The organism is Streptomyces sp. NPDC101132 (assembly GCF_044759225.1).
In the GTDB taxonomy this organism is placed as follows: Bacteria; Actinomycetota; Actinomycetes; order Streptomycetales; family Streptomycetaceae; genus Streptomyces.
Window position 1 is genome coordinate 206,876 of record NZ_JBIVYX010000010.1, and the last position, 23,895, is coordinate 230,770.

The 23,895-nt window shown below is 75.2% G+C and carries 19 protein-coding genes; 6 read left to right on the forward strand and 13 right to left on the reverse strand.

Annotated features, from left to right (window positions below):
- Positions 1–27: 27 nt before the first annotated feature.
- The 7 genes from ACIQUR_RS23815 to ACIQUR_RS23845 all read right to left on the reverse strand — a co-directional run bounded on the left by ACIQUR_RS23815 (position 28) and on the right by ACIQUR_RS23845 (position 9,451).
- Complete coding sequence (locus ACIQUR_RS23815; RefSeq protein ID WP_403667635.1) at positions 28–2,850, reverse strand: helix-turn-helix transcriptional regulator; 2,823 nt, start codon at positions 2,848–2,850, stop codon at positions 28–30.
- Between the two features lie 181 nt (positions 2,851–3,031).
- Complete coding sequence (locus ACIQUR_RS23820) at positions 3,032–4,060, reverse strand: WxL protein peptidoglycan domain-containing protein (protein ID WP_403667637.1); 1,029 nt, start codon at positions 4,058–4,060, stop codon at positions 3,032–3,034.
- A gap of 124 nt (positions 4,061–4,184) precedes the next feature.
- Positions 4,185–5,468, reverse strand: coding sequence for a hypothetical protein (locus ACIQUR_RS23825; protein WP_403667640.1), 1,284 nt, complete (start codon positions 5,466–5,468; stop codon positions 4,185–4,187).
- A gap of 202 nt (positions 5,469–5,670) precedes the next feature.
- Entirely contained in the window at positions 5,671–7,047 is a 1,377-nt protein-coding gene (locus tag ACIQUR_RS23830) for a S8 family peptidase (protein ID WP_403667643.1), read from the reverse strand.
- Positions 7,048–7,304: 257 nt separating this feature from the next.
- Positions 7,305–7,922, reverse strand: a complete 618-nt coding sequence (locus tag ACIQUR_RS23835) for a DUF6368 family protein (RefSeq protein WP_403667646.1) — start codon at positions 7,920–7,922, stop codon at positions 7,305–7,307.
- 187 nt (positions 7,923–8,109) lie between these two features.
- Positions 8,110–8,547: a GNAT family N-acetyltransferase gene (locus tag ACIQUR_RS23840; RefSeq protein ID WP_403667938.1), complete on the reverse strand. Its 438-nt coding sequence runs from the start codon at positions 8,545–8,547 to the stop codon at positions 8,110–8,112.
- A 145-nt stretch (positions 8,548–8,692) separates the two neighbouring features.
- Positions 8,693–9,451 carry a 4'-phosphopantetheinyl transferase family protein gene (locus ACIQUR_RS23845; protein WP_403667649.1) on the reverse strand — a complete coding sequence of 253 codons (759 nt, stop codon included), beginning with the start codon at positions 9,449–9,451 and terminating at the stop codon, positions 8,693–8,695.
- Positions 9,452–9,535: 84 nt separating this feature from the next.
- On the opposite strand from ACIQUR_RS23845, the gene ACIQUR_RS23850 reads away from it, so the two are divergent.
- Together ACIQUR_RS23850 and ACIQUR_RS23855 are read left to right on the forward strand one after the other, a co-directional pair.
- Complete coding sequence (locus ACIQUR_RS23850) at positions 9,536–11,233, forward strand: sensor histidine kinase (protein WP_403667652.1); 1,698 nt, start codon at positions 9,536–9,538, stop codon at positions 11,231–11,233.
- Positions 11,230–11,895: a response regulator gene (locus tag ACIQUR_RS23855; RefSeq protein ID WP_403667654.1), complete on the forward strand. Its 666-nt coding sequence runs from the start codon at positions 11,230–11,232 to the stop codon at positions 11,893–11,895. The genes ACIQUR_RS23850 and ACIQUR_RS23855 overlap by 4 nt, the downstream gene beginning before the upstream one ends.
- Before the next feature lie 172 nt (positions 11,896–12,067).
- On the opposite strand, the gene ACIQUR_RS23860 is transcribed toward ACIQUR_RS23855, so the two are convergent.
- The 5 genes from ACIQUR_RS23860 to iolC form a co-directional block, all read right to left on the reverse strand.
- Complete coding sequence (locus ACIQUR_RS23860) at positions 12,068–12,487, reverse strand: nitroreductase family deazaflavin-dependent oxidoreductase (protein WP_403667657.1); 420 nt, start codon at positions 12,485–12,487, stop codon at positions 12,068–12,070.
- 274 nt (positions 12,488–12,761) lie between these two features.
- Positions 12,762–14,261, reverse strand: coding sequence for a CoA-acylating methylmalonate-semialdehyde dehydrogenase (locus tag ACIQUR_RS23865; protein WP_403667660.1), 1,500 nt, complete (start codon positions 14,259–14,261; stop codon positions 12,762–12,764).
- 10 nt (positions 14,262–14,271) lie between these two features.
- On the reverse strand, positions 14,272–16,167 hold the full coding sequence (iolD, locus tag ACIQUR_RS23870) for a 3D-(3,5/4)-trihydroxycyclohexane-1,2-dione acylhydrolase (decyclizing) (protein ID WP_403667663.1): 1,896 nt from the start codon (positions 16,165–16,167) through the stop codon (positions 14,272–14,274).
- The gene (gene iolB / locus ACIQUR_RS23875) at positions 16,164–17,222 is read right to left on the reverse strand and encodes a 5-deoxy-glucuronate isomerase (RefSeq protein WP_403667941.1); all 1,059 of its coding nucleotides are present in this window, start codon (positions 17,220–17,222) and stop codon (positions 16,164–16,166) included. The genes iolD and iolB overlap by 4 nt, the downstream gene beginning before the upstream one ends.
- Before the next feature lie 7 nt (positions 17,223–17,229).
- Positions 17,230–18,201, reverse strand: coding sequence for a 5-dehydro-2-deoxygluconokinase (gene iolC, locus ACIQUR_RS23880; protein ID WP_403667667.1), 972 nt, complete (start codon positions 18,199–18,201; stop codon positions 17,230–17,232).
- A 28-nt stretch (positions 18,202–18,229) separates the two neighbouring features.
- Here iolC and ACIQUR_RS23885 point away from each other — a divergent pair, with 28 nt between their 5' ends.
- The 3 genes from ACIQUR_RS23885 to ACIQUR_RS23895 all read left to right on the forward strand — a co-directional run bounded on the left by ACIQUR_RS23885 (position 18,230) and on the right by ACIQUR_RS23895 (position 20,660).
- Positions 18,230–19,144, forward strand: a complete 915-nt coding sequence (locus ACIQUR_RS23885) for a sugar phosphate isomerase/epimerase family protein (RefSeq protein ID WP_403667670.1) — start codon at positions 18,230–18,232, stop codon at positions 19,142–19,144.
- Between the two features lie 37 nt (positions 19,145–19,181).
- On the forward strand, positions 19,182–20,195 hold the full coding sequence (locus ACIQUR_RS23890; RefSeq protein WP_403667673.1) for a Gfo/Idh/MocA family protein: 1,014 nt from the start codon (positions 19,182–19,184) through the stop codon (positions 20,193–20,195).
- 264 nt (positions 20,196–20,459) lie between these two features.
- Positions 20,460–20,660, forward strand: coding sequence for a helix-turn-helix transcriptional regulator (locus ACIQUR_RS23895; RefSeq protein WP_399950339.1), 201 nt, complete (start codon positions 20,460–20,462; stop codon positions 20,658–20,660).
- 8 nt (positions 20,661–20,668) lie between these two features.
- On the opposite strand, the gene ACIQUR_RS23900 is transcribed toward ACIQUR_RS23895, so the two are convergent.
- Entirely contained in the window at positions 20,669–22,900 is a 2,232-nt protein-coding gene (locus ACIQUR_RS23900) for an MMPL family transporter (RefSeq protein ID WP_403667677.1), read from the reverse strand.
- 314 nt (positions 22,901–23,214) lie between these two features.
- Here ACIQUR_RS23900 and ACIQUR_RS23905 point away from each other — a divergent pair, with 314 nt between their 5' ends.
- Positions 23,215–23,895, forward strand: a complete 681-nt coding sequence (locus tag ACIQUR_RS23905) for a TetR/AcrR family transcriptional regulator (RefSeq protein ID WP_403667944.1) — start codon at positions 23,215–23,217, stop codon at positions 23,893–23,895.

Below are 23,895 nucleotides of genomic sequence, written 5' to 3' on the forward strand. Positions count from 1 at the left end.
CCTTTCCGGGAGAGGGGGCGCCCGGCATCACGCCTTTACGCGATCGTTCGCGTCGTCGTGCGTGATGGCCTGCCGGGCGAGTTCGACGCGGGTGGACACGCCGAGCTTGGCGAAGGCCCGCCGCAGGTGCGTGTCGACCGTGTGCGGGGAGAGGAACAGCCGCTCCGCGGTGGCCCGGTTGGTCAGGCCCTCCGCCACCAGCCGCACCACCCGCAGCTCCGCGCCGGTCAGGCTGTCCCAGCCGGTCTGCGCCTTCGCGGTCTGCTGCCAGCGCTTGCGCCGGACGCCCATGCCGCGCAGCGCCCGCTGGGTGCGCGCGGCGTCGCGGACCGCCCCGCAGGCGGCGTACAGCTCCAGGGCCTCCTCCATCAGCGCCACCCCACGCGGCCGGGCGCCCGCCGCCGCCTCCGCCAGGGCCAGGTCCTCCAGCGCCGCGGCCCTGGCCAGCCGGCGCGGGCTGTCCCGGTACGCCTCCACGGCCGCCCGCAGCGCGTCCGCGTCGGCCCGCAGCAGCCCCTCGGCGTGGGCCGCGGCGCCCTGGAGGGAGGGCACGGCGGTGGCGGACGCGGCCAGGGACCGTACGGCCGCCGCGACCGCGCCGGCCTCGGTACGGGCCCCCGCGTCCAGCGCGATGCGGACCATCGCCGGCGCCGCCCAGGGCGTGAGGGTCAGCAGCAGCGGGCGCTCGCCGACCGCCCCGTACACCGCGGCCAGGGTCGCGAAGGCGGCGGCGCCGTCGCCCTGCGCGGCCTGGAGCTGGGCCTGCGGCCAGGCCAGGTCCTCGGTGGTGGTGCCGTTGCCGGTGTCGCCCAGCTTCACGGCCCGGCGCAGCAGGTCCCGCGCCCGCCCCAGCTCGTCCTTGTGGACGGCCACGTCCGCCAGCAGCCCCAGCAGCGAGGGCAGCAGGGCGAGGGCGGTGAGCTGCTGGGCCACCCGCTCCCCCGCCAGCGCCTCGGCCTCGGCGTCGTCCAGACGGCCCGCGGCCAGCCGCAGTTCGGCCTGGTAGAAGTGCCACAGCGGCTGCGACCAGGCGGTGCCCAGCTCACGTGCCTCCCGCTCCCCCAGCTCGTACACGGCCTCGGCCTCGCTGAACCGGTCCGCGGCCACCAGCGCCCGGCCCAGCCACAGCCGGGGGTGGCGGTGACGGGCGTCGCCGCCGTCCTGGTCGGCGACCTCCACGGCCTCGGAGGCGATGGCGATGGCGGCGGCCACGTCGCCGCGGGCGTGCGCGGCGGCGCTGCGCGCGGACTCGGCGTACACCAGGGCGGAGGGCTCGCCGGCGGCCGCCGCGGCGAGCGCGGACCGCTCCGCGCCGGCGCTGTCGCCCACCACGAGCATCGCGTGCGACTGGATGGCCAGCAGCTGGGCCCGGACCGGCTCGGGTATCCCGGGGCGGGCCAGCACCCGGGCGGTGTACTCGATGACGGTGGCGTCCTGTCCCGCGTGCTTGAGCGCGTCGCACAGGCCCACGCACATGGTGGCCTCGTACGCCGGGTCCACCCGCCCGCGCAGCGCCTGCTCGCCCAGCCCCTGGGCCTCGCCGAGCCGGCCGGAGACGGCCAGCAGCCGGACGGTCTCGGCGATGGCGTGCGGCCGCGAGGCGGAGTCGGCGGGCAGCAGGTCCAGCAGCTGGAGCATCAGGTCGGCGGCGGTCGAGGGGGCGATGGGCGCCACCTCGTCCACGGCCCGGGACAGCGCCTCCAGGGTGCGCGGGTCGTCGGGGCGGGCGCCGCGGATGCGGTGCAGCACGGCCTCGGCGCCGGGCCTCCCCTCGGCCTCCAGGAGCACGGCGGCCTCCTGGTGCAGGGTCTGGCGGACGGCGCCGGAGAGGTTGCCGTAGACGGCGTCCCTGATCAGGTCGTGACGGAAGGCCAGGGCCGTCCCGTCGTCCACCAGCACGTGCGCGGCGACGGCCTCCTCGACGGCGGGCACGACGGCCACGGCGGACCGGCCCAGCAGCCGGGCCGCCTCGTGGACGGTGCAGGGGCGGCCGAAGACCGAGGCGGCCTCCAGCAGCCGGTGGGCCGGCTCGGAGAGGTGCCGCAGCTGGTACTCGACGGCCGAGAGGAAGCCGGCGGGCAGCCCGTCCTCGGCCACCGAGGTGACCGTGCCGCCGGCGGTCTGCAGCCAGCCGTGGTCGTTGAGCATGGTGAGCAGCTGTTCCAGCAGGAAGGGGTTGCCGTCGCTGCGCGCGGCCAGGGCCCGCAGCCGGGGCGCGGGCGGGCTGCCCAGCACGTGGGTGCAGACCTCGGCGATGGCCTCGGGGTCCAGCGGCGGCAGGGTGAGCTGGACCGCGCCCTCCTCGACCAGCCGGGCGGTGACCTCGTGCATGGGGGCCTTGGCCGGTCCGGGCCGCTGGGCCAGCAGCCAGGTCACCGCGCAGGACTGGAGCCGGGGCACCAGGATCTGGAGGGCCACGGCCGTCAGCTCGTCGGCGGCGTGGGCGTCGTCCAGCACGATGAGGAGGGGGCGCAGGCGCACGTACTCCTCGATCAGCTCACCGAGCTGCTCGACCAGCCAGAAGCGGTTGGTGACCTGGCTGCCGGCGGCACCGAGGGCGGCCATGCCGGCGCCGTCGACCACGGGCGGGACGCTGCCGCGCAGGGCGGTGAGGAGGGTGGCGAGGGGCGCGACGCGGTCGAGTTCGGTGGCCCGGCCGGCGGCGACGGCCATGCCCAGCCGCCCGGCCTCGGCCCGGGCCTCGGCCAGCAGGCGGCTCTTGCCGATGCCGGCCGGGCCGCCCAGCACCAGGCACCGGCCCGCCCCGGCCGCCGTGGCGGCCAGGGCCTCGCGCAGGGCGGCCAGCTCGGCGTCTCGTCCGATGGTGGGTGAGGTGAGCCGGGGAGTCACGCGGCGGTTCCTGCCTCTCACTCGGCCCTCGCCGTCGGCAGCGGGGGGAAACCTCCTGGTCCACAAGACCGCCGAGGAACCTAACAACCCGTGAAATGGCAGGTCAAACAGTTCCGGTGGGGGTCTGTCAGATCGGTCTCAGCCACTGAGACCGGGAGGTGGCGAGAAGCGGTCGCCATGCTCAGGCGGGGGTGAGGTGCTCCTCCTCCGCCGCCGGCTCGGGCTCCGTACGGCGCCTGCGGCGGACCGCCCAGGCCGCGACCCCGGCACCGGCCAGGACCAGCAGGACGCCCGCGGCGGGCCACGGGACGGCCAGGAACTCCGCCTCGCCGCTCTCCTCCGTGTCGGGGTGGTTGACGGCGGTGGCCGTCACCCGGACCGTCACCCAGTCCAGCTGCGGGGAGTCGGCCCACCGCTCGGTCAGCTCGATCCGCTGGCCGGGCAGCAGCACCAGCCGCAGGTGGCGGGGGGCACGGTCCAGCAGCTTCCGGCCGAAGAGGCCCTCGGCGCGGACGGCCACCTTCGGGCCGACGACCACGTTGCCGCGGTTGACCAGGGCGTACCTGACGGTCGCGTGCGCGTCCTTGGTCCAGGGCAGCAGGGGTGCGCCGCGTTCGACCCGTACGTCCTCGACGCTGACGGCGGGGGTGACCGGGCCCGGCACGCGCAGGTAGAGGCGGGCGCCCACGGAGCGGCGCACGCCGACCTGGACCTTGCCCTCCTTCCTGATCCCCTCGACCTTGGTGTTCAGGGCGACGATGCCGCCGACGTGGTCGCCCGGGCTCGCGTCCTCGGGCACCCGGACGGTGAAGGGGATGTCCTGGCGGCCCTTGGCGGGGACGGTCACGGTGCGGCCCGCGACGTCCTCCGGCAGCCGGACCCAGGTCCCCACGTCCTTGGGCTTCGTCTCGACCGGGAGCAGCGCGAAGGCGCCGCCGACGGGGGTGTTGACGGCGTCGGTCGCGAAGACCCGGAAGGTGATGGGCGCGTCGGAGGAGTTGGTGAGGGTGACGCTGTCGCTGATGGTCGTGCCGGCCCCGCCCTGGTGGAAGAAGTAGGCGCGGCTGGTGGTCTTCTCGCCCGCGGCGGGGGTCGGGAACACGGCCCAGGTGCCGTTCTCGGCGGCCCCGGCGGTCGTGGCGGCGGGCAGCACGCCGGCGACGGCCAGCAGGGCCCCCAGCAGGCAGAGCAGCGGGCGGGGTATGCGCATGGGCTCGGCTCTCCAGGTGCGGGACGGAGGGGGCGTCGTACGGAATGCGGCCGGGTACGGGCTCCGCCGGTACGGGAACGCGGGAGGTGGTGCGGGGCCGGAGCCCCGCACCACCCGGGCGGGATCAGGCGATCGAGAAGGTCACGACCGACTGGTAGGTGTCCGCGAACATGAACGCGGGCAGCTGGATCATCGCGCCGCCGCCGACCGCGAACTCACCACCGGTGAGGTCGTCGCCCCCGGCGGCCTGCGAGGCCACCTTGAGCGGGACGTCGGTGATGGCACCCGGGGCGCCCGCGACGCAGGGGCTCGGGCTGTCCGGGTTGGTCACGGTGCAGGACGGCTGGATGCCGAGGCCCGCCGCGAGCGAGTGACCGGTGGAGCTGTTCAGGAACGGCGTGCGGGTCACCGTCAGGTCCCAGCCGAGGGTGCCGCCGCGGAAGTCCTGGACGGTCGCCGCGTTGAACGCGCCCACCACGGACTGCTTCTTGCCGTTGATCGTGATCGCGCCGAAGTCGAGCGTCGGCAGGCCGGCCGTGGGGCCGAGCGCCAGCGGCCCGGGCAGGACCTCGATGTCGACCGGGTGCGGGACGCCCTCGACGGGGGCGATGTAGCTGAAGGGCTTGCCCGCGGTCGACCCGATGCGGATCTTGTCGGCCTTCTTGGTGACGGTCAGGGAGCAGGACGCGGCGCCGGAGGCGTCGGCCGTGCCCGTACCGGTGTCACCGGTGTCCACGCCCGCGAGGGAGGCGGCACAGGTCACGGCGCCGGGCGGGAAGTTGGCGCCGGTCGCGACGACCGCCGTGTTCGGCCCGCCGCTGTTGGGGCTCAGCTTGGTGGTGACCGGGTCCTTGGGCAGGGCCTCGACCGCGATGGAACCCACCGTGGCGCTGGGCCGCGGCTGCGGCGTGCACGTGGTGACGTAGTCCATGCCGCCCAGGTTGGCGACGGTCACCGCGAGGTCCATCTTGAAGTCGATCGTGGTGCCCTCGGTGCCGTCCGGGATGGTCAGGTTCGCGGTGAACGGCTTGGCGTCCAGCGGCACTCCGGGGGTGACGGTGACCGTCTCCTTGGGGCTCGTGACCGTGATCGGCTGGCCCGGGACACCGACGAACGTGATCTTGGTGGTGTTCTCCGTGGTCACCGCGAAGGCCGGCACCAGCGGGCTGGGGCCGGGATCGATGGTGACCGGCACGGTGTCACCGGCCTTGGCCGTGTCCGGCAGGGTGATGGTGAAGTCCTGGTTGCCGGACCCGTCGGTCTGCGGCGCGGGCGCGTCGCAGTCCATGAAGATGGTGGTCGTCTTGGTGGCCGCCTGCGCCGTCCCGGTCAGGCCCGCCACGCCGCCCAGGGCCAGGGTGAGGGCGCCCGCCCCGGCAAGGATTCTTCGTCGGTAACTCGTACTCACTTCGGTCGCGACTCCTTCGTCATGACGAGCCCTCCCCCACACCCGCTTGTGCGGGGGAGTCCGAGCCGGTGCGGTGGCCGACATTGACGCGTCGCGGTGATGAGAAGTCAATGACTTGCATTCCCGTGAAGCGCACAGAAATTGATGTCCCATCAGGACCTGACCCGGAGGACTTCCGGGCCGGGCCGGGGGCCGGGCCGGGTCAGCCGGCCGGCGCGTGCAGCAGCAGGTTCGGCGTCTCCTCGGGTACGCCGGTCAGCGCGCCCGGCGTGGCGTCCGCCCGCAGCGCCGTGTCGATCTCCGCGGGGGACGCGGCCGGGTGGGCCGCCAGGTGGCGCGCGATGACGCCCGCGACGTGCGGCGCGGCCATCGAGGTGCCGGAGGCGGTGACGGGTTCGCCCGGGGTGCGGCCGGCGGAGGTGACGTCCACGCCCGGGGCGTACAGGTCCAGGCAGGGGCCGTGGTTGGAGAAGCCCGCCGCGGAGTCGTCGGTGTCGCTGGCGCCGACGGTGACCGCGGTGGGCTCCGCGGCCGGGGAGGTGGTGCAGGCGTCGCCGCCCTCGTTGCCGGCCGCCACGGTGTAGGCGATGCCGCGCTCGACGGAGCGGCGGATGGCGTCGTTGAGTGCCTGGCTCAGGGGGCCGCCCATGCTCATGTTGGCCACCGCGGGACCTTCGCCCGCCCGGGCGCTCACCCAGTCGATGCCGGCCAGCACGTCGGCGGTGCTGGCCGTGCCGCGGCAGTCCGCCACGTGCACGGCGACGATCCGCACCCGCTTGGCGACCCCGTACGTGGTGCCGCCGATGGTGCCGGCCACGTGCGTGCCGTGGCCGTTGCAGTCGCCGGGCTCCAGGTCGTCCGAGGCGGTGAACCCGGTGGAGGCGCGTCCGCCGAACTCCGGGTTCCCGGCCTCGATGCCGGTGTCGACGACGTACGCGGTGACCTCGGCGGCGGCCGCCGGGTCGGCGTACGTGTACGTGCCGGACAGCGGCAGCGCGCGCTGGTCGATGCGGTCCAGGCCCCAGGGCGCCCCGGTCTGGGTGAGGTGCTGGTCGTCGGTGATGCGGAACTCGCGGTCGGGTTCGAGGTAGTCGACGCGGGGGTCGGCGGCCAGGGCGCGGGCCCGCTCGGGGGTCAGCCGGGCCGAGTAGCCGCGCACGGCGCTCTCGTAGACGTGCTCGACGGCGCCACCGGACGCGGCGGCCAACGCCCGCGGACTCCCCACGGCCCCGTCCCGCAGCACGACGATCCACCGCCCGGCCTCCTCGGCGGCGGCACCGAAGGCCGCACGGCTCGCCGAGGCCCCGGGCTCAGCCGGCCTCCCGCCCGCCACGGCCACGGGCCCCACCGCGCCCCCGCCCTCTCCGGTCACGGTACGTGCGGCGGTCCCGCCCGCTGCGCCTCCCGGGCCCGCCGTCATTCCGGGAACCGCGCTCCCGGCACCGGCGGACGGCTGCGCGGAAGCCGCGGTCGGCGAGGCCGGCGAGGTCGTGGCGGCTCCCGGGGCGGCGGCGGTCGCGGGGGCCGCGGCTGCGAAGAGCGCGGCGGCGGCCAGTGCCGCCAAGGGTGTTCTGATCATGCCGCCGATGCTCCGCGACCCACCCCCCACGGACCCCCGAGGCGCCCCGCCGCACGGCAGGGGGCCACCCGATCAGTCGCGCGACGAACCACCCACCCCACACCCCGAGCCGAACCGCACCCCGAGCCGAGCAGGACAGGGCCGGGCCGAATCGGGCCGAGCAGGGCCGGGCCGGGCAGGGCAGGTCCGAGCCCGCCTGGCCGCCCCGCGCCGGGCAGTCGGCCGGACCGCACCGGGCAGCGCCCGCGGCCCGGCTGCTACTTGACCAGCCGGAAGCCGGGCCGGCCGGACCAGGCGCGCAGGAACTCCGCGGTGCCCAGCACCTGGTAGCCGTCGTCGGTGACGCCCAGCACGCCCGGAAGGCCGGCGACGAGGGGCGCCTGGCCGTCCGCCAGCTCGGCGTTGGCCACGCCCCCGATGACGTCCATGACGGCGGCGGCCAGCAAGGCCGTCACCCGGTGGTCGACCGCGTCGTTGCAGCACGCGCTGACGTTCACGGCATGGGTCGGCCGGAAGCCGAGGACGGCCTCCGCCTCGGCCTCGCCCTCGTGCTCGGCCGCGAAGACGTCCTCGTCACCGGCACCGGGCCCCATCAGGTAGACGAGGAACGGCCGGTGCTCGGCCGCGGGCCGCGGATCCGACCCGAACAGGGCCATCAGCTCCTCGTTCAGCGTGGCCCCGCCGAAGCCGGGCGAGGGAAACGGCTCCCGGCCGACCTCGATCCCGAGCCGCCCTGCGGGCACGTGCACGTCGAAGAACCCGGGACGCTCCTCCTCGCAACGGGAGGAGATCCCCACCATCAGCGAACGGAACTCCCGCAGCACGGCGCCCGAAGGGGCCTCCGCCAACTCGATCACCAACGTCGGTCCGGACACACCGGAAGCCTAGGCCCTGTCCTTCGGATCAGGCCGCCCCGCGAGCCGGCGTGATCCGGAGGACAGGGCCTGGCCCCCGGCCCACGGCAGTCGCGCGGCGAGCTCGGTGCCCTCGTGGAGCTGCGGGCCGCCGGCCGGGGTGCGCGGCGCCCGCCCCCGCACGCCGTCCTCGGCGGCCCCGCCGGGCTCAGGCGTCCGGGGCGGGCGCCGGACCGTCGGGGTCCGGGAAGTGCCAGTCGTGCATCGAGAAGACGCCCTCGTCCCGGCTGCCCGCCGCGCGGTACGTGGCCAGGGCCGGTGCGTTGTCCGTGTCGACGCCCACCCACATGCCGTAGCAGCCGCGGCTGCGGGCGGCCGCGGCCAGGGCCTCCGTGAGGGCGCGCCCGATGCCGCGGTGGCGGTGCTCCTCGGCCACCGACAGTTCGTACAGGCACATCTCGGTGCCCTTGTCCGGGTGGGTCATCTCGACGCCGGAGACCATGCCGGCCGGGCGGCCGTCCACGTACGCGATCAGCATCAGGTGCCCCGGCGCGGCCAGGAACCGTTCCGCCCGGTCCTGCCTCACCGGACCGTCGAACAGCGCCTCGGCGGCGACCAGTTCCGCGACGGTGCGGGCGGGGCGGATGTCGGCGGGGCCGGCCGGCGGGCCGCCGGTGCGGTCGTCCGTCCTGCCCGCCCCGTTCCCGCGGCGGCCCGCCTCCGGGCCCTCCGCGCCGCCCTCTCCGTGGCCGCCCGAACGACGGTCCTCGCGGCTGCTCATGCCGCCGAACCTAGACCCCTCCGGCGGCCACCGCCACGGCCGCCGCGAAACCCGCGGGCGCGGTCACGTCACGGACGGTCCAGCCCGGTGTCGGCGCGGGCCGCTCCGCGGTGCCGACGTACGGGTCCCGCAGCCCCTTCGCCAGCCCCATCCCCGTGCCCTTGAGGTACGCCTCCTTGCGCGCCCAGACCCGCCCCAGCAGCGGCGGCCGGGCCGCCTCGGGCAGGGCCAGCAGCTCGGCGGCCTCCCGCGGGTGCAGGGTCTCGACGAGGTCGGCGGTGGCCTCGGCGTCCGGGACCGCCTCCACGTCCACGCCGACCGGCCGCCCGGAGAAGGCCATCAGCGCCACGTCACCGCTGTGCGAGAGCGAGAAGTGCAGGGTGCCGGCGAAGGGCCCGGCCGGCGCGGGCCGCCCGTGCGGTGCGCCGCAGCCGGGGCAGTCCTCCCGTACGAGGGCCACCTCGCCCGGCGGCACCCCGAGGTAGCCGCCGAGCAGCACCCGCAGGCCCACGTGCGCCGCGAGGTAGCGGCGCCGGTCGAGGTCGCGGACCAGCCGGGCCGCGCGGCTGCGCTCGGCGGCGTCGAGCAGCCCCGGCCCGTCCCCCGCAGACGGCCCCGGCCCGTCCCCCGCGAGCAGCCCGTCGTCCACCCGCACCCCGCCGACCACCTCCCGCGTGGTGTCCAGCCGCCACAGCTCCACCGCACCGCCCGCGGGCCGGTCACCGGGACCGGTCCCCGGGGCGTCCCCGCCCAGCTCGTACTCGCCCATCCCGCGAGGGTATGCCGTTGGGCAGAGGCCGATCTCAGCCGGGAGTGGGATGAGCCGGATCCGATTCCTCCGGATAATTTCCGCATGGCCCGCCCCTTCGTCCGCCCCCTCGCCGAGGCCGCCGCCGGGGCAGCCGTCTTCGCCGTCACCCACACCGTGCTGGCCGGCGCCGGCACCGGCGTCTCCGTCCCCCGCCAGGCCAAGGCGCTGATGGTGCTCGCCGCCCTCGCGCTGCTCGTCGTACGCCGCCGCCGACCGGCGCTCAGCCTGCTGGGCACCGGCGCACTGCTGGGCGCGCTGTCCTCCCTCGGGATGCTGATGGCCGTCATCGCGTACACCACGGCCCGCCAGCTGCCCGGCGCGCGCCGACGGGCCGCGCTGCTGCTCTCGGCGAGCGCGGTGACGGTCTGTTCCGCGGCCCTGTCCGCGCCGTACGAGGGCCTGGGCTCCCTGCGGTACGGGCTGACCATCGGCGCGGTGGTGGCCGGGCTGACGGTGCTCGTGCCGGGGCTGGCCGGTGCCTCCGCGGGCCAGCAGGACCGTCTGGTGGCCGCGTTGCGGGAGCGCAGCGAGACCGCGGAGGAGGCCTCGCGGATCCAGGAGCGCACCCGGATCGCCGCCGAGATGCACGACCTGGTGGGCCACCGGCTGAGCCTGATCTCGCTGCACACCGGCGGGCTGGAGATGGCCCTGCGCGGCCAGCCGCGCGACCTGCGCGAGAGCGCCGCCCAGGTGCGCCAGACCACCCGCGACGCGATGCGCGAGCTGCGCGAGGTGCTGGGCGTGCTCGGGCCGCTGTCCCGTGACACCGGTACGGACGCGCTGACCGACGCCACCGGCACCCGCGCCGACATCGAGGCCCTGGTGGCGGAGTCGCGGGCCGGCGGGGTGGCCGTCACCCTGCACTGGTCGGGGCCCGACACGGACGTGCGGGAGGCCCGGGTGCGGCGGGCCGTGCACCGGGTGGTGCGCGAGGGCCTGACGAACGTCCACCGGTACGCCGCCGGCGCGCCGGTGTCGGTCGTGGTCACGCACACCGGCGAGCTGGCCGTCGTACGGATCACCAACGGCCCGCGCGCCGAGGGGCACCCGGCCGCCCCGCCCGGCACCGGCCGGGGCCTGACGGCGCTGCGGGAACGCGTCGCGCTGCTCGGCGGCACCCTGGAGGCGGCGCCCCGGTCCGACGGCGGGTACACGCTCACCGCCCGCATCCCGGCCACGCCCACGGACCCGGCCGGCCCCTCCGCCGGCCCGAACCGCCCCGCCACCGGCGGGGGCGGCCCGAGCGACCCGGCCGGGCCCGCCGGCCCGCCCGGCCCCGGCGCCGGATCCCCCGTACCCGTACCGGCCCCACCCGACCCCGCCGACCCCGGCGTCCCCCGCAGCGGGGCCGCCCTGCTGCGGCGGCTCGGCCAGGGCGCCACCGCGCTGCTCGGCATGGCCGGCGTGGGCGCGATGCTGATCCTGGGGCTGCGGCTCGCCGACGACCTGCGGCTCAGCCACGACTACGCACCGCCCGAGCCGCCCCGCCTGGGCATGTCCCGCTCCGCGGCCGAGCGCGCCGGCGCCGTGGACCACGAGCTGAGCCGGGCCGCCGCCGCGGGCCGTGAACCGCCCCGCCCCGCGGGCACCACCGACTGCGTCTACCCGTACTCGTACGGCACCTCGGGACCGCACTCGATCGAGCTCACCCGGTACTGTTTCAGCGGCGACGTCCTGACCGGTATCGACCGTTTCGACGTGCCGCTGGCGCCCGGCGGAGAGACCAGGAGCACCCCATGACCCCGCAGCGGCCCGTCCGCGTCCTGCTCGCCGACGACGAGCAGATGATCCGCACCGGAGTGCGGCTGATCCTGCGCCACGCCGAGGGCATCGAGGTGGTCGCGGAGGCACCCGACGGCGCCCGCGCGGTCGAACTCGCCGCCGAACACCGCCCCGACGTGGTCCTGCTCGACATCCGGATGCCGGTGCTGGACGGCCTCGCGGCCGTCGCCCCGCTCACCGCGCTCGTCCCGGCCCCGCAGGTCGTCATGCTGACCACCTTCGGCGACGAGGAGAACGTGCTGCGGGCCCTGGAGTCGGGCGCGACGGGCTTCCTGCTCAAGGACGAGGGCCCGGAGGAGCTGATCAGCGCGGTACGGGCGGCCGCCGCGGGCGACGCGGTCCTCTCCCCCGGCGTCACGGGCACCGTCATCCGCCGGATGCTGGCCGCCGGCACCGGCCGGAACCCCGGACCCGACGCGCGGCTCGCGGCCCTGACCGACCGTGAGCGCGAGGTGCTGGTGATGCTGGGCGGCGGGCTGGCCAACTCGGAGATCGCCGGGCGGCTCGGCATCGGCGTCGGCACGGTCAAGACGCACGTCGGCTCGATCCTGGAGAAGACCGGCACGACCAGCCGGGTCCAGGCGGCCGTGCTGGCCCACCGCGCGGGTCTGCTGGCCTGAGCGTTCCCCGCCCGATGGGGTACCAGGTGCGGGTCGGTGCGGTTGCCCGATGCGGATCGGTGCGGTTGCCCGATGCGGATCGGTGCGGATCGGTGCGGTTGCCCGGCGGGGCCGGCTCGCGCTCCGGCCCGGGGCCGCTCCCGGCGTGGTGAGTCCCGGCAGCGGGCCCCTCTCAGGCGCCGGCCGGTGTCAGCGTGACGACCGGGACGCGGCGTCCGGAGCGCGCCTGGAAGTCCCCGAGGAACGGCGCGACCGCCAGCTGGGCGGCCCAGAGCCGTTCCCGCTCGGCGCCGTCGGCCACGGCGGCCGTCACGGTGAAGGAGTCCTTCCCGACCTCGACGCCGGCCGAGGGGTGGGCCAGCAGGTTGTGGTACCAGCCGGGGTGGTGCTCCCGGCCGCCGTTGGCCGCGAAGACCACCAGCCGGTCCCCGTCCCTCAGGTAGGCCATCGGCGAGGTGCGCGGTTCCCCGCTGCGCGCCCCGGTGGTGGTGAGCAGCAGCAGCGGCATGCCCTCGAAGTCGCCGCCGACGACCCCGCCCTTGGCCCTGAACTCGTCGATCACCCGCTGGTTGCGCTCCAGACGCTCCGACACGGCTCCCCCTCGTCCCGATCGTCAGCCCCGACGTGGTTCCGGCCCGATTCTCGGGGCGGATTCCGGCGGTCCGCCAGCAGCCGGGCCATACCTGGTGAGGTCCGCCGGGGCGGGCCGGGCCGGGGAAGGGGGGCCTGGGCCCGTACGGGATCCGCAACGACCCGTACGGGCTCCGCGCACGCAGGAACCCCCGGCCGGTGAGGGTGGGCCGGGGGTCTGCGGCTACGGGACCACGGGGCCGGGCCCATGGGGGGACCCGGACCCGCGCCCGCCGTCAGTGGTTGCGCGGGAAGCCGAGGTCGACGCCCGCCGGGGCCTCGGACGGGTCCGGCCAGCGGGTCGTGACGACCTTGCCGCGCGTGTAGAAGTGGATGCCGTCGTTGCCGTAGATGTGGTGGTCGCCGAAGAGCGAGTCCTTCCAGCCACCGAAGGAGTGGTAGCCCACCGGCACCGGGATCGGCACGTTGACGCCGACCATGCCGGCCTGGATCTCCAGCTGGAAGCGGCGGGCGGCGCCGCCGTCCCGGGTGAAGATCGCGGTGCCGTTGCCGAACGGCGAGGCGTTGATGAGCGCCACGCCCTCCTCGTAGGTCTCGGCGCGCAGCACGCACAGCACCGGGCCGAAGATCTCGTCGCGGTAGGCGTCGGAGTCGGTCTTGACGTTGTCCAGCAGCGACAGGCCGATCCAGTGGCCGTCCTCGAAGCCGTCCACGGTGTAGCCGGTGCCGTCCAGGACCACGTCCGCGCCCTGCTCGGCGGCGCCGTGCACGTACGAGGCGACCTTGTCGCGGTGGGCCTTGGTGATCAGCGGGCCCATCTCGGAGGTCGGGTCGTTGCCGGGGCCGATCTTGATCTTCTCGGCGCGCTCGCGGATCTTCTGGACCAGCTCGTCGCCGATGGAGCCGACCGCGACGACCGCCGAGATGGCCATGCAGCGCTCGCCGGCCGAGCCGTACGCGGCGGAGACCGCGGCGTCGGCGGCGGCGTCCAGGTCGGCGTCGGGCAGCACCAGCATGTGGTTCTTCGCGCCGCCCAGGGCCTGCACGCGCTTGCCGTTGGCGGAGGCGGTGGTGTGGATGTGACGGGCGATCGGGGTGGAGCCGACGAAGGAGACGGCGGCCACGTCCGGGTGCGCCAGCAGCGCGTCGACGGCGACCTTGTCACCGTGCAGCACGTTCAGCACGCCGTCGGGCAGGCCGGCCTCCTTGGCCAGCTCGGCCAGCTTGTTGGCGGCCGACGGGTCCTTCTCGCTCGGCTTGAGGACGAAGGTGTTGCCGCAGGCGATGGCCAGCGGGAACATCCACATCGGGACCATCGCCGGGAAGTTGAACGGCGTGATGCCGGCGACCACACCGAGCGGCTGGCGGATGGCGGCGACGTCCACGCGGTTGGAGACCGAGGTGGACAGCTCGCCCTTGAGCTGGGTGGTGATGCCGCAGGCCAGCTCGACGATCTCCAGGCCGCGGGCGACCTCGCCCAGCGCGTCCGAGTGGACCTTGCCGTGCTCGGCGGTGATCAGCTCGGCGATCGCGTCGCGGTTGGCGTCCAGCAGCGCGCGGTACGCGAAGAGCACCTTGGTGCGGGCGGCCAGCGAGGACTGGCCCCAGGTCTGGAAGGCCTCGCGGGCCACCTGTACCGCCGCGTCGACCTCCTCGACGGAGGCGAGCGCGACCTGGGTGGTGACCTCGCCCGTCGCCGGGTCGGTGACCGGGCCGAAGTTGCCCGACGCGCCCTCGACGGTCTTGCCACCGATCCAGTGGTTGACGGTCTTCATTGCTACTCCTTCACAGATGGCGACGTCGCGCTGCGGCTTGCCGGTCGTACTCTTCGCGTGCTCTGACGGCCGACGTGCGGGTCGCGGTCTCGGCCACAGGCACATCCCACCACGCCTGCGCGGGGGGCGGGCCCGACACAGTGTCGGGCGTTTTGGTCTCCGTGTAGACACATGTGGGGCGGCCCGCCGAACGCGCGGTCGCGAGGGCTTCCCGCAGGTCACGGACGGTACGGGCGCGGACCACGGCCATTCCCAGCGAGGCCGCGTTGGCCGCCAGGTCCACCGGAAGGGGGTCACCGGTGTACGAGGTGTCCAGTGCCCGGTGGCGGTAGTCGGTGCCGAAGCGCTCACCTCCCACGGCCTCGGAAAGGCCCCCGATGGAGGCGTACCCGTGGTTGTCCAGGATCACCACCGTCAGCGGGATCCCCTCCTGCACCGCCGTGACCAGTTCGGTGGGGTTCATGAGGTACGAGCCGTCGCCGACCAGGGCCCAGACCGGCCGGCCGGGCTCGGCCAGGGCCACGCCGATGGCGGCCGGGATCTCGTAGCCCATGCAGGAGTAGCCGTACTCGACGTGGTACTGCCGCGGCGAGCGGGCCCGCCACAGCCGGTGCAGGTCGCCGGGCAGCGAGCCGGCCGCGTTGACCACCACGTCCTCGTCGGTGACCAGGGCGTCGAGTGCGCCGAGCACCTGGGCCTGGGTCGGGCGGGCGTCCTCGTCGGGGGCGTGGAAGGCCCGGTCGACCAGGGTCTCCCAGTGGGCCTTGGCCTTGCCGTACGACTCCTCGTACGCCGTCGGCACGCGGTACCCGGCGACCGCCGCCCGCAGCGCGTCCAGGCTCTCGCGGGCGTCGCCGACCAGCGGCAGCGCGGCCTGCTTGTGGGCGTCGTGGGGGTCGAGGTTGAGGCCCAGGAAGCGGACGCCGGGGTCCTGGAACAGGGTCGAGGAGGCGGTGGTGAAGTCGCTCAGCCTGGTCCCGGCAGCGATCACGAGGTCGGCGGAGCGGGCCAGGTCGTCGGCGGTGGCGGTGCCGGTGTGGCCGACGGCGCCCACGTCGGCGGGGTGGTCGTGGCGCAGCGAGCCCTTGCCCGCCTGGGTGGAGGCGACGGGGATGCCGGTGGCTTCGGCGAAGGCGCGCAGGGCCTCCTCGGCGGCGCTGTGGTGGATGCCGCCGCCGGCCACGACCAGGGGGCGGCGGGCCGCCCGGACCGCCGCGGCGGCGGCCTCGACCTCGGCGGTCCCGGGGCGGGGGCGGCGTACCGGCCACACCCGCTCGGTGAAGAACTCCTCCGGCCAGTCGTGGGCCTCGGCCTGCACGTCCTGCGGGAGGGCGAGGGTGACGGCGCCGGTGGCCACCGGGTCGGTGAGCACCCGCATGGCCTGGAGGGCGGCCGGGACCAGGGCCTCGGGGCGGCCGATCCGGTCGAAGTAGCGCGAGACGGGCCGCAGGCAGTCGTTGACCGACACGTCCCCGGCGTGGGGGACCTCCAGCTGCTGGAGCACCGGGTCGGCGGGCCGGCCGGCGAAGACGTCGCCGGGCAGCAGCAGGACGGGGATGCGGTTGATGGTCGCGAGGGCCGCGCCGGTCACCAGGTTCGTCGCGCCGGGCCCGATGGACGTGGTCACGGCGTGCGTGCTGAGCCGCCCGCTGTGCCGGGCGTACCCGACCGCCGCGTGCACCATGGCCTGTTCGTTGCGGCCCTGGAGGAAGGGCATGCCGTGCTCGGGTTCCGGGCCGGTCTCCAGCAGCGCCTGGCCGATGCCGGCGACGTTGCCGTGCCCGAAGATGCCCCAGGTGGCGGCGATCAGCCGGTGCCGCCGCCCGTCGCGCTCCGCGTACTGCCGGGAGAGGAACCTGACGAGGGCCTGGGCGGTGGTGAGCCGGACGGTGCGCGGGGTGGTCACGGGGCCTCCTCGGGGTCCGGGGCGGGGTGCGGCGGCGGTCCGGTGACCGGCAGCCTGGGATCGGCTTCCTGCCCCGCCCAGGACGCGCGAACCCACGCGTGATCGGGATGGTCCCGGATCAGCCACTCCCGCTCGGGGCCGGGGCCGGCCATCACGTTGAGGTAGTACATGTCGTGGCCGGGGGCGGCGATGGACGGCCCGTGCCAGCCGTCGGGGATCAGCACGGCGTCCCCGGTGCGGACCTCGGCGAGCACGTCCGTCCGCCCGGCCGGCGACGGGCTCACCCGCTGGTAGCCGACGCCGGCCGTGTCCCCGTGCGGGGCGATCTCGTAGTAGTAGATCTCCTCCAGCCGCGACTCGTGCCCGGGGTGGTGCTCGTCGTGCTTGTGGGGCGGGTACGAGGACCAGTTGCCGCCGGGGGTGAGCACCTCGACGGCGATCAGCCGGTCGCAGGCGAAGGTGTCGGCGGCGGCGAAGTTGTTGACCTGCCGGGAGCACACGCCGGCGCCGCGGATCTCGACCGGCACGTCGGCGGCCGCCCCGTACCGCGCGGGCAGCACCGTCTCGCACACGGCCCCGGCCAGCGCGAACCGCCCCCCGGCGGCGGCCCGGAGCTCGCTGACGCTCCCGCGCGGCAGATAGCCGAAGTCACTGGGGCCGCCGAACACCCCGTCCCGCCCCCGCAGCTCAAACACAACGACCCGCCCGTCCCCAACACCCCCGACCTCCACCACACCTCCACCCCCGCCGGCACTCCCGGCGCCAAGGCCCGCAGGCCCAACCTCCACCGCTTCTCCAGCCCCGCCGGCGTTTGAGGCGCGGGGGTCTGGGGGCGGAGCCCCCGGGTTCGTTCCAGCCCCGCCGGCGTTTGAGGCGCGGGGGGCCGGGGGCGGAGCCTCCGGTGAACGGGAGAAGGGCGGGGCGGGGACGGGCTCCGCGCAGCGGACCTCGCACCCGCCCCGCAACGGCAGCACGATCCACTCGCACTCCCCCGCCTCGTGCACGTACACCTCCCCCGCCCCCAGGGAAAGCACCCGCAGCCGCGCGTACTCCATCTCCCACTCACCGCTCACCGGCACGCCCCAGCACCTCCTCGATCTCCGCGGCCACCGGCATGGCGGACGAACACGCCAGCCGGGAGGCGACGATGGCCCCCGCCGCGTTCCCGTACCGCAGCACCCGCTCCGGCTCCCACCCGGCCAGCAGCCCGTGGCACAGCGCGCCCCCGAACGCGTCACCCGCACCCAGCCCGTTGACCACCTCCACCGGCACCGGCGGCACCTCGGCGACCCGCCCGTCCCGGTGCATCGCCAGCACCCCCTCGGGGCCGCGCTTCACCACGGCCAGCTCCACGCCGGCCGCCAGCAGGGCGCGCCCGGCCGCCCGCGGATCCCGCTCGCCGGTGGCCACCTCGCACTCCTCCTCGTTGCCCACGGCCACGGTGGCCAGCGACAGTGCCCTCGCGTAGTGCTCGCCCGGCGGCTCCGACCACAGCGTCGGCCGCCAGTCCAGGTCGAAGACGGTGGTCCCGGACTTCGCCCGGGCCTCCAGCGCGGCCAGCGTCGCACCGCGGCTGGGCTCCGCGCTCAGCCCGGTCCCGGTCATCCAGAAGACCCGTGCCGCCCGGATCGCGTCGAGGTCCAGCTCGTCCTCCCGGATCTCCAGGTCCGGCGCCTTCGGCAGCCGGTAGAAGTACAGCGGGAACCGGTCCGGCGGGAACACCTCGCAGAACGTGATCGGCGTCGGGTACGCGGCCACCTCGGCCACGTACCGGTCGTCCACCCCGAACGCCCGCAGCTCCGCCCGCAGGTACGCGCCGAAGGGGTCCGCGCCCGTCCGCGTGACCATCGCGACCCGTCTGCCCAGCCGGGCGGCGGCGACCGCCACGTTCGCCGGTGAGCCGCCGAGGAACCGGCCGAAGGTGTCGGCCTCCCCGAGCGGCACGCCCGTCTCGAGCGGGTACAGGTCCACCCCGATCCGTCCCATCGTGATCAGGTCAAACCGCTCGCTGGTCACTGGCAATCCTCCGAACATCCCCGTGCCTTCTGCCTAAGCTGGCCGTATGGCTTCCTCCCCGCCCGCGTTGACCCGCATTCGGCTCGGTTCGGCTCCGGACTCCTGGGGAGTGTGGTTCCCCGAGGACCCGGAGCAGACGCCCTGGGACCGCTTCCTCGACGAGGTCGCGGACGCCGGGTACGAGTGGATCGAGCTCGGCCCGTACGGCTACCTCCCCACCGACCCGGTCCGGCTGAGGGACGAGACGGCGCGGCGGGGCCTGCGGGTCTCGGCCGGCACCGTCTTCACCGGACTCCATCACGGGCCCGCCGTCTGGGACGCGACCTGGGAGCACGTGTCGCAGATCGCGGCCCTGACCCAGGCCATGGGCGCCGGGCACCTGGTGGTCATCCCGTCGTTCTGGCGCGACGACAAGACCGGTGCCGTCCTGGAGGACGCGGAGCTCGACGCCGGCCAGTGGCGGGAACTGGCCCGCCAGACGGAGCGCCTGGGCCGCGAGGTCCGGGACCGCTACGGGCTGCGGATCGTGGTCCACCCCCACGCCGACACCCACATCGACACCCCGGAGAACGTCGCCCGCTTCCTGGACGCCACCGACCCGGACGCCGTCTCGCTCTGCCTGGACACCGGGCACTACGCCTACTGCGGCGGCGACAGCGTGGAGCTCATCCAGACCTTCGGCGAGCGGATCGGCTACCTCCACCTCAAGCAGGTGGACCCGGCCGTGCTGGCCGAAGTGCGGGCGGAGCAGGTGCCGTTCGGGCCCGCGGTGGCCCGCGGCGTGATGTGCGAGCCACCCCAGGGGGTGCCGGACCTGGGGCCGGTGCTGGCGGCGGCCGAGCGGCTGGACACGCCGCTCTTCGCGATCGTCGAGCAGGACATGTACCCCTGCCCGCCCGACCGGCCGCTGCCCATCGCCCGCCGGACCCGCGCCTATCTTCGGTCCTGCGGCCTGCGCTGAGGCAGACCGCCCACAAGAGCAGCAGCGAGGGGGAAGCATGAGCGGCACGCTCGGTATCGCGGTGATCGGCACGGGCCGGATGGGGGCCGACCACGTACGGCGCATCGACCGCGTGATCAGCGGGGCCCGGGTGGCCGCCGTGGCCGACCCGGACGGGGACCGGGTGAAGGAGATCGCGGCCGGCATCGAGGGCTGCGCCGCCTTCACGGACCCGTCGGCGGCCCTGGCGGCGCCGGGCGTCGACGCCGTGCTGATCGCCTCGCCGGGCCCGGCCCACGAGGCCACGGTGCTGGAGGCCCTCGGCAGGGAGCTCCCGGTGCTCTGCGAGAAGCCGCTCACCCCGGATCCCGCGGGCGCCCTGCGGATCATGGAGGCGGAGCAGCGGCTGGGCCGGCGGCTGGTGCAGGTCGGCTTCATGCGCCGGCACGACGCCGAGTACGAGCGGCTCAAGGCCCTGCTGGACGCCGGGGAGCTGGGCCGGCCGCTCTTCCTGCACTGCCGCCACCGCAACGCCTCGTCCCCTTCCTTCTTCACGACCGAGATGCTCGTGAACGACTCGGTGGTGCACGAGGTGGACGCGGCCCGCTGGCTGCTCGGCCAGGAGGTCACCGCCGTGACGGTGCTCTCGCCCGCCTCGTCCGCCGCGGCGCCCGAGGGGCTGCGCGACCCGCAGTTCATCCTGCTGGAGACCTCCGGCGGGGCCCTGGTGGACGTGGAGATCTTCGTCAACTGCGGCTTCGGCTACCAGGTGGTGTGCGAGGCCGTCGGCGAGTCCGGCAGCGCCCGCATCGGCGACGGCCAGTCGGTGCTCGTGCAGTCCCGGGGCCGCTGGGGCGGCGAGATCACCCAGGACTACACGGTGCGCTTCGCGGACGCCTACGACCGCCAGGTTCGCCGCTGGGTGGAGGCCACCCGGCGGGGCGAGGTGACGGGCCCCGGCGCCTGGGACGGTTACGCGGCCGCGGCCGTCAGCGAGGCCGGTGTCACCGCCCAGCGCACCGGGATCCGCACCGAGGTGTCCCTCGCGCCGAAGCCCGCGCTGTACGCCTGAGCGTCCTCCCGGAACACCGCACCGCCCGCCCCGTGACGGGCGGCCGGCGGCGTCCCGCCGTCCCGTGTCCGTCACAGGGTTCGGCACCCCGTGACGGATGTCCGCATTACGCGGGTCTTCCGTCACAGGCGGTCGACAGCCCCTCCCCCGGCCCCGGGGAGCGTCGTTCTCGGGGCACAAGGCTGAGTGATCGTCAGCGTCCGTGCCCCGCTTCCCCCGACGGCCTCCCGGCCGCCCGGCGGCACGGACAAGGAGGTGCCGCAGATGACCGACCGAAAGCTGTGGTCGTACAAGGAGATCGCCGCACACATCCGGGTCCAGCCCGACACCGTGCGGTCGTACCGCAAGCACGGGCTGCTGCCGCCCCCGGACCACGTCGAGGCAGGCAAGCCCTACTGGTACGCGGACACCATCCGGGACTGGGTGGCCCGCCGTCCCGGCAACCGGGGCCGCCGGGACGACTGAGGGCCCTCCTACCCCACGCGCTCGGGAACCGGTGCGGCGGTCTCCTCCGCCGCCCGTCCCTCGGGGGCCGGCGGCGCGGCGCTCTCCCCCTCGCTGAGCCCGAAGCGGTCGTGCAGCGCCCGGAGCGGGCGCGGGGCCCACCAGGTGGCCCGTCCGGTCAGTTTCATCACCGCCGGCACGAGCAGCCCGCGGACGACCATCGCGTCCATCAGCACCGCCAGCGCGATCCCCAGGCCCAGCATCTTGGTGTTGGTCACCCGGGAGCTGCCGATGGCCACCATCACCACCGCGAGGATCACGGCGGCCGCGGTGATCAGCCCGCCCGTCTTGGCCAGCCCGGCCCGCACGGCACCCTCGTGGTCGCCGGTCCGCTCGTACTCCTCCTTGATGCGGGATATGAGGAACACCCCGTAGTCCATGGAGAGGCCGAAGGCGATGCAGAACATCAGCACCGGCAGCGTCGTCTCGATGTCCCCGGTCGGGGTGAAGCCGAGCAGCCCGGACAGGTGGCCCTCCTGGAAGACCCACACCACGGCGCCGAACATGGCCGTCAGGCTGAGGGCGTTGAGCAGCACCGCCTGGAGCGGGATCAGCAGGCTGCCGGTCATCAGGAACACCAGCAGCAGCGTGGCCGCCGCGATCAGCACGCCCGCCTTGGGCAGTTGCTCCGCGATCACGTCCTGCGCGTCCACCAGCACGGCCGCCTGGCCGGTCACCGAGGTCGTGAAGGGCGCGTCGACCGCGCGCACCTCGTCGACGAGGTCCTGGGCCTGCCGGCCGACGGCCTCTCCTTCGGCCAGCACGGAGAAGTACGCGTACGCGCCGGACCTGATCGGACCGTCGGCCCGCAGCACGCCGGGCAGCTCCGCGATCCGGCCCCGGTACGCGGCGTAGGCGGCGTCGTCGGCCGGCCCCTCGGCCAGCACCACGAGTCCGGCCCCCGGGCTGCCCGGGAAGCCGTCCCTGATCTGCTGCTGGACGAGGTGGGAGGCGGCGGTGGAGGGCAGCTGGCGGTCGTCCACGGTGCCGAACTTCACGCCGAGGAAGGGGAGTCCGAGCAGCAGCAGCCCGGCGGTGGTGGCCACCGCGAAGACCGGCGCCCGGCGCATCACCAGCGCGGTGCTGCGGGCCCATCCGCGGCCGGACCCGTCGGGCCCGCCGGACCCGTCGGGCCGGCCGGCCTTCCGGCCGCGCCGCCAGAGGCGCCTGAGGTCCAGGGCGTTGACCCGGTCGCCGAGCAGCACCAGCGCCGCGGGCAGCAGGATCAGCGCGGCGGCGGCCGCCAGCAGCACCACCGCGACCCCGGCGTAGGCGAAGGAGCGCAGGAAGTACATCGGGAAGAACAGCATCCCGGACAGGGCGACGGCGACGGTGAGCGCCGAGAAGAGCACCGTCCGGCCCGCGGTGCGCAGGGTGGTGGCCACGGCCGCGGCCGGATCCTTCCCCGCGGCCAGCTCCTCGCGGTACCGGCGCACGATGAAGAGGGCGTAGTCGATGGCCAGGCCCAGTCCGAGCGCGGTGGTGAGGTTCTGGGCGAAGACGGAGACCTCGGTGATCTCGGTGAGTCCGCGGAGGACGGCGTTGGTGCCGAGGATGGCGACGATGCCGACGCCGAGCGGCAGCAGGGCGGCCACCGCGCTGCCGAAGACGAGGACCAGCAGGACGAGGGTGACCGGAAGGGCGATCAGCTCGGCCCTGAGCAGGTCCTCCTGGATGGTGGTGGTCACCTCGCGCTGGACGGCCACGGGCCCGCCGATGGAGACGGAGACCGGCCCCCGGGTGCCCTCGAAGCGGGGTGCGATGCGGTCCAGCGTCGCGGTGGCCGTCTTGTCGTCGCCCTGGACGCGGGCGGCGATCAGCGCCTGGCTGCCGTCCTCGGAGCGCATCAGCGGCGCCTTGGTCCGCCAGTACGAGCCGACGCCGGTGACTCCGGGCTCCGCGGCGAGGGCCGCGGTCAGCCGCTCCGCCTCGGCCGCGACGGCCGGGTCGTCCACGCGGCCCCGCCCGGCGTCGAGGAGCAGCAGCAGGTTGGGCTGGGAGGCCGGGAACTCGCGCTCCAGTACCTCTGCGGCGTACGTGGACCGGGCGTCCGGGTCCTCCCAGCCGCCGCTGCCCATCCGGTCGGCCACCCCGCCGCCGGCGAACACGGCGAGCGCGGTGACCACGAGGGCGAGCAGCAGCGAGAGCCGGGGCCGCGCGGTGACGAGGCGCGTCCAGCCGCCACCCCCCGTGCCGGTCACCGCGGCCGCGGCTCCCCCGGCACCCCGCGGCCCGCCGGCGTCCTTTCCGGGGCCTCCGGCCCCTCCTGACCCGCCGCCTCTGCCGCCCCCGCCGCCCCCGCCCGTCGCGGGATCCTTCGTGGTCAGGGCCTTCTTGACTTCGGACATACCTCGGTGTCCCCTTCACCATGACCCGCCCACACGGGTCGCCCCCATTGCCCAAGACCAGACCAGAACCAAGCCCAGACCCGTAGACTGGCAAACACGAGACCTCGCTCGCGTTTCTCAAGAATGCGAGCGACCACTCGCGTTTGTCAATCGCTCCTGGGGAGTACCTGGAAAGCAGAGGAATCACCGTGCCGGAGGCCAACCCCGCCGAGACCGCCAAGCCGCGCCGCCGCCAGGCCCGCGGCGAGCGCCGCGTGGCCCAGCTCCTGGAGGCCGCGGCCGGCGTGTTCTGCCGCAGCGGCTACGCGGCGGCCAGCACCAACGCCATCGCCCGCGAGGCCGGCGTCTCCCCGGGGACGCTGTACCAGTTCTTCCCGAACAAGGAGGCCATCGCGATCGAGCTGGGCGGCCAGCTGCTGCACAAGGCGAACGTGATGCACGGCCAGGCCTTCCTGCCGGAGAACCTGCACCTCCCGCTGCCCGAGCTGCTGGACGCCGTGCTCGACCCGGTCATCACCTTCAACTGCGAGAACCCGGCCTTCTGGGCACTGATGCACGGTTCCGGCATCCCGGGCCACATCAACGACGAGCACGAGGCGCTCCACCAGGGCCTCCAGACCCGGGTCGAGGGCATCCTGGCCACGTTCCTGCCCGAAGCGCCGCAGGCCGAGCTGTCCCGCACCGCGCACATGACGCTCGCGGTCTTCAAGGCGGGGCTCGACCTGATCCTGGCCAGCGAGGGCGCCGAGCGCGAGGCGTACGTCGCCGAGCTGAAGACGGTGCTCCTCCGCTACCTGGACCCGCTCATCGGGGACCGCACGGGAGCGCCCGGAACCCCCGCGCGGTAG

Excerpts from the sequence above, each read along its gene's own strand:
- ACIQUR_RS23820 (WP_403667637.1), bottom strand. The coding sequence starts at position 4,060 with ATGCGCATACCCCGCCCGCTGCTCTGCCTGCTGGGGGCCCTGCTGGCC.
- ACIQUR_RS23830 (WP_403667643.1), bottom strand. The coding sequence starts at position 7,047 with ATGATCAGAACACCCTTGGCGGCACTGGCCGCCGCCGCGCTCTTCGCA.
- ACIQUR_RS23845 (WP_403667649.1), bottom strand. The coding sequence starts at position 9,451 with ATGGGCGAGTACGAGCTGGGCGGGGACGCCCCGGGGACCGGTCCCGGT.
- ACIQUR_RS23850 (WP_403667652.1), top strand. The coding sequence starts at position 9,536 with ATGGCCCGCCCCTTCGTCCGCCCCCTCGCCGAGGCCGCCGCCGGGGCA.
- ACIQUR_RS23855 (WP_403667654.1), top strand. The coding sequence starts at position 11,230 with ATGACCCCGCAGCGGCCCGTCCGCGTCCTGCTCGCCGACGACGAGCAG.
- ACIQUR_RS23865 (WP_403667660.1), bottom strand. The coding sequence starts at position 14,261 with ATGAAGACCGTCAACCACTGGATCGGTGGCAAGACCGTCGAGGGCGCG.
- iolB (WP_403667941.1), bottom strand. The coding sequence starts at position 17,222 with ATGGAGTACGCGCGGCTGCGGGTGCTTTCCCTGGGGGCGGGGGAGGTG.
- iolC (WP_403667667.1), bottom strand. The coding sequence starts at position 18,201 with ATGTTCGGAGGATTGCCAGTGACCAGCGAGCGGTTTGACCTGATCACG.
- ACIQUR_RS23885 (WP_403667670.1), top strand. The coding sequence starts at position 18,230 with ATGGCTTCCTCCCCGCCCGCGTTGACCCGCATTCGGCTCGGTTCGGCT.
- ACIQUR_RS23890 (WP_403667673.1), top strand. The coding sequence starts at position 19,182 with ATGAGCGGCACGCTCGGTATCGCGGTGATCGGCACGGGCCGGATGGGG.
- ACIQUR_RS23895 (WP_399950339.1), top strand. The coding sequence starts at position 20,460 with ATGACCGACCGAAAGCTGTGGTCGTACAAGGAGATCGCCGCACACATC.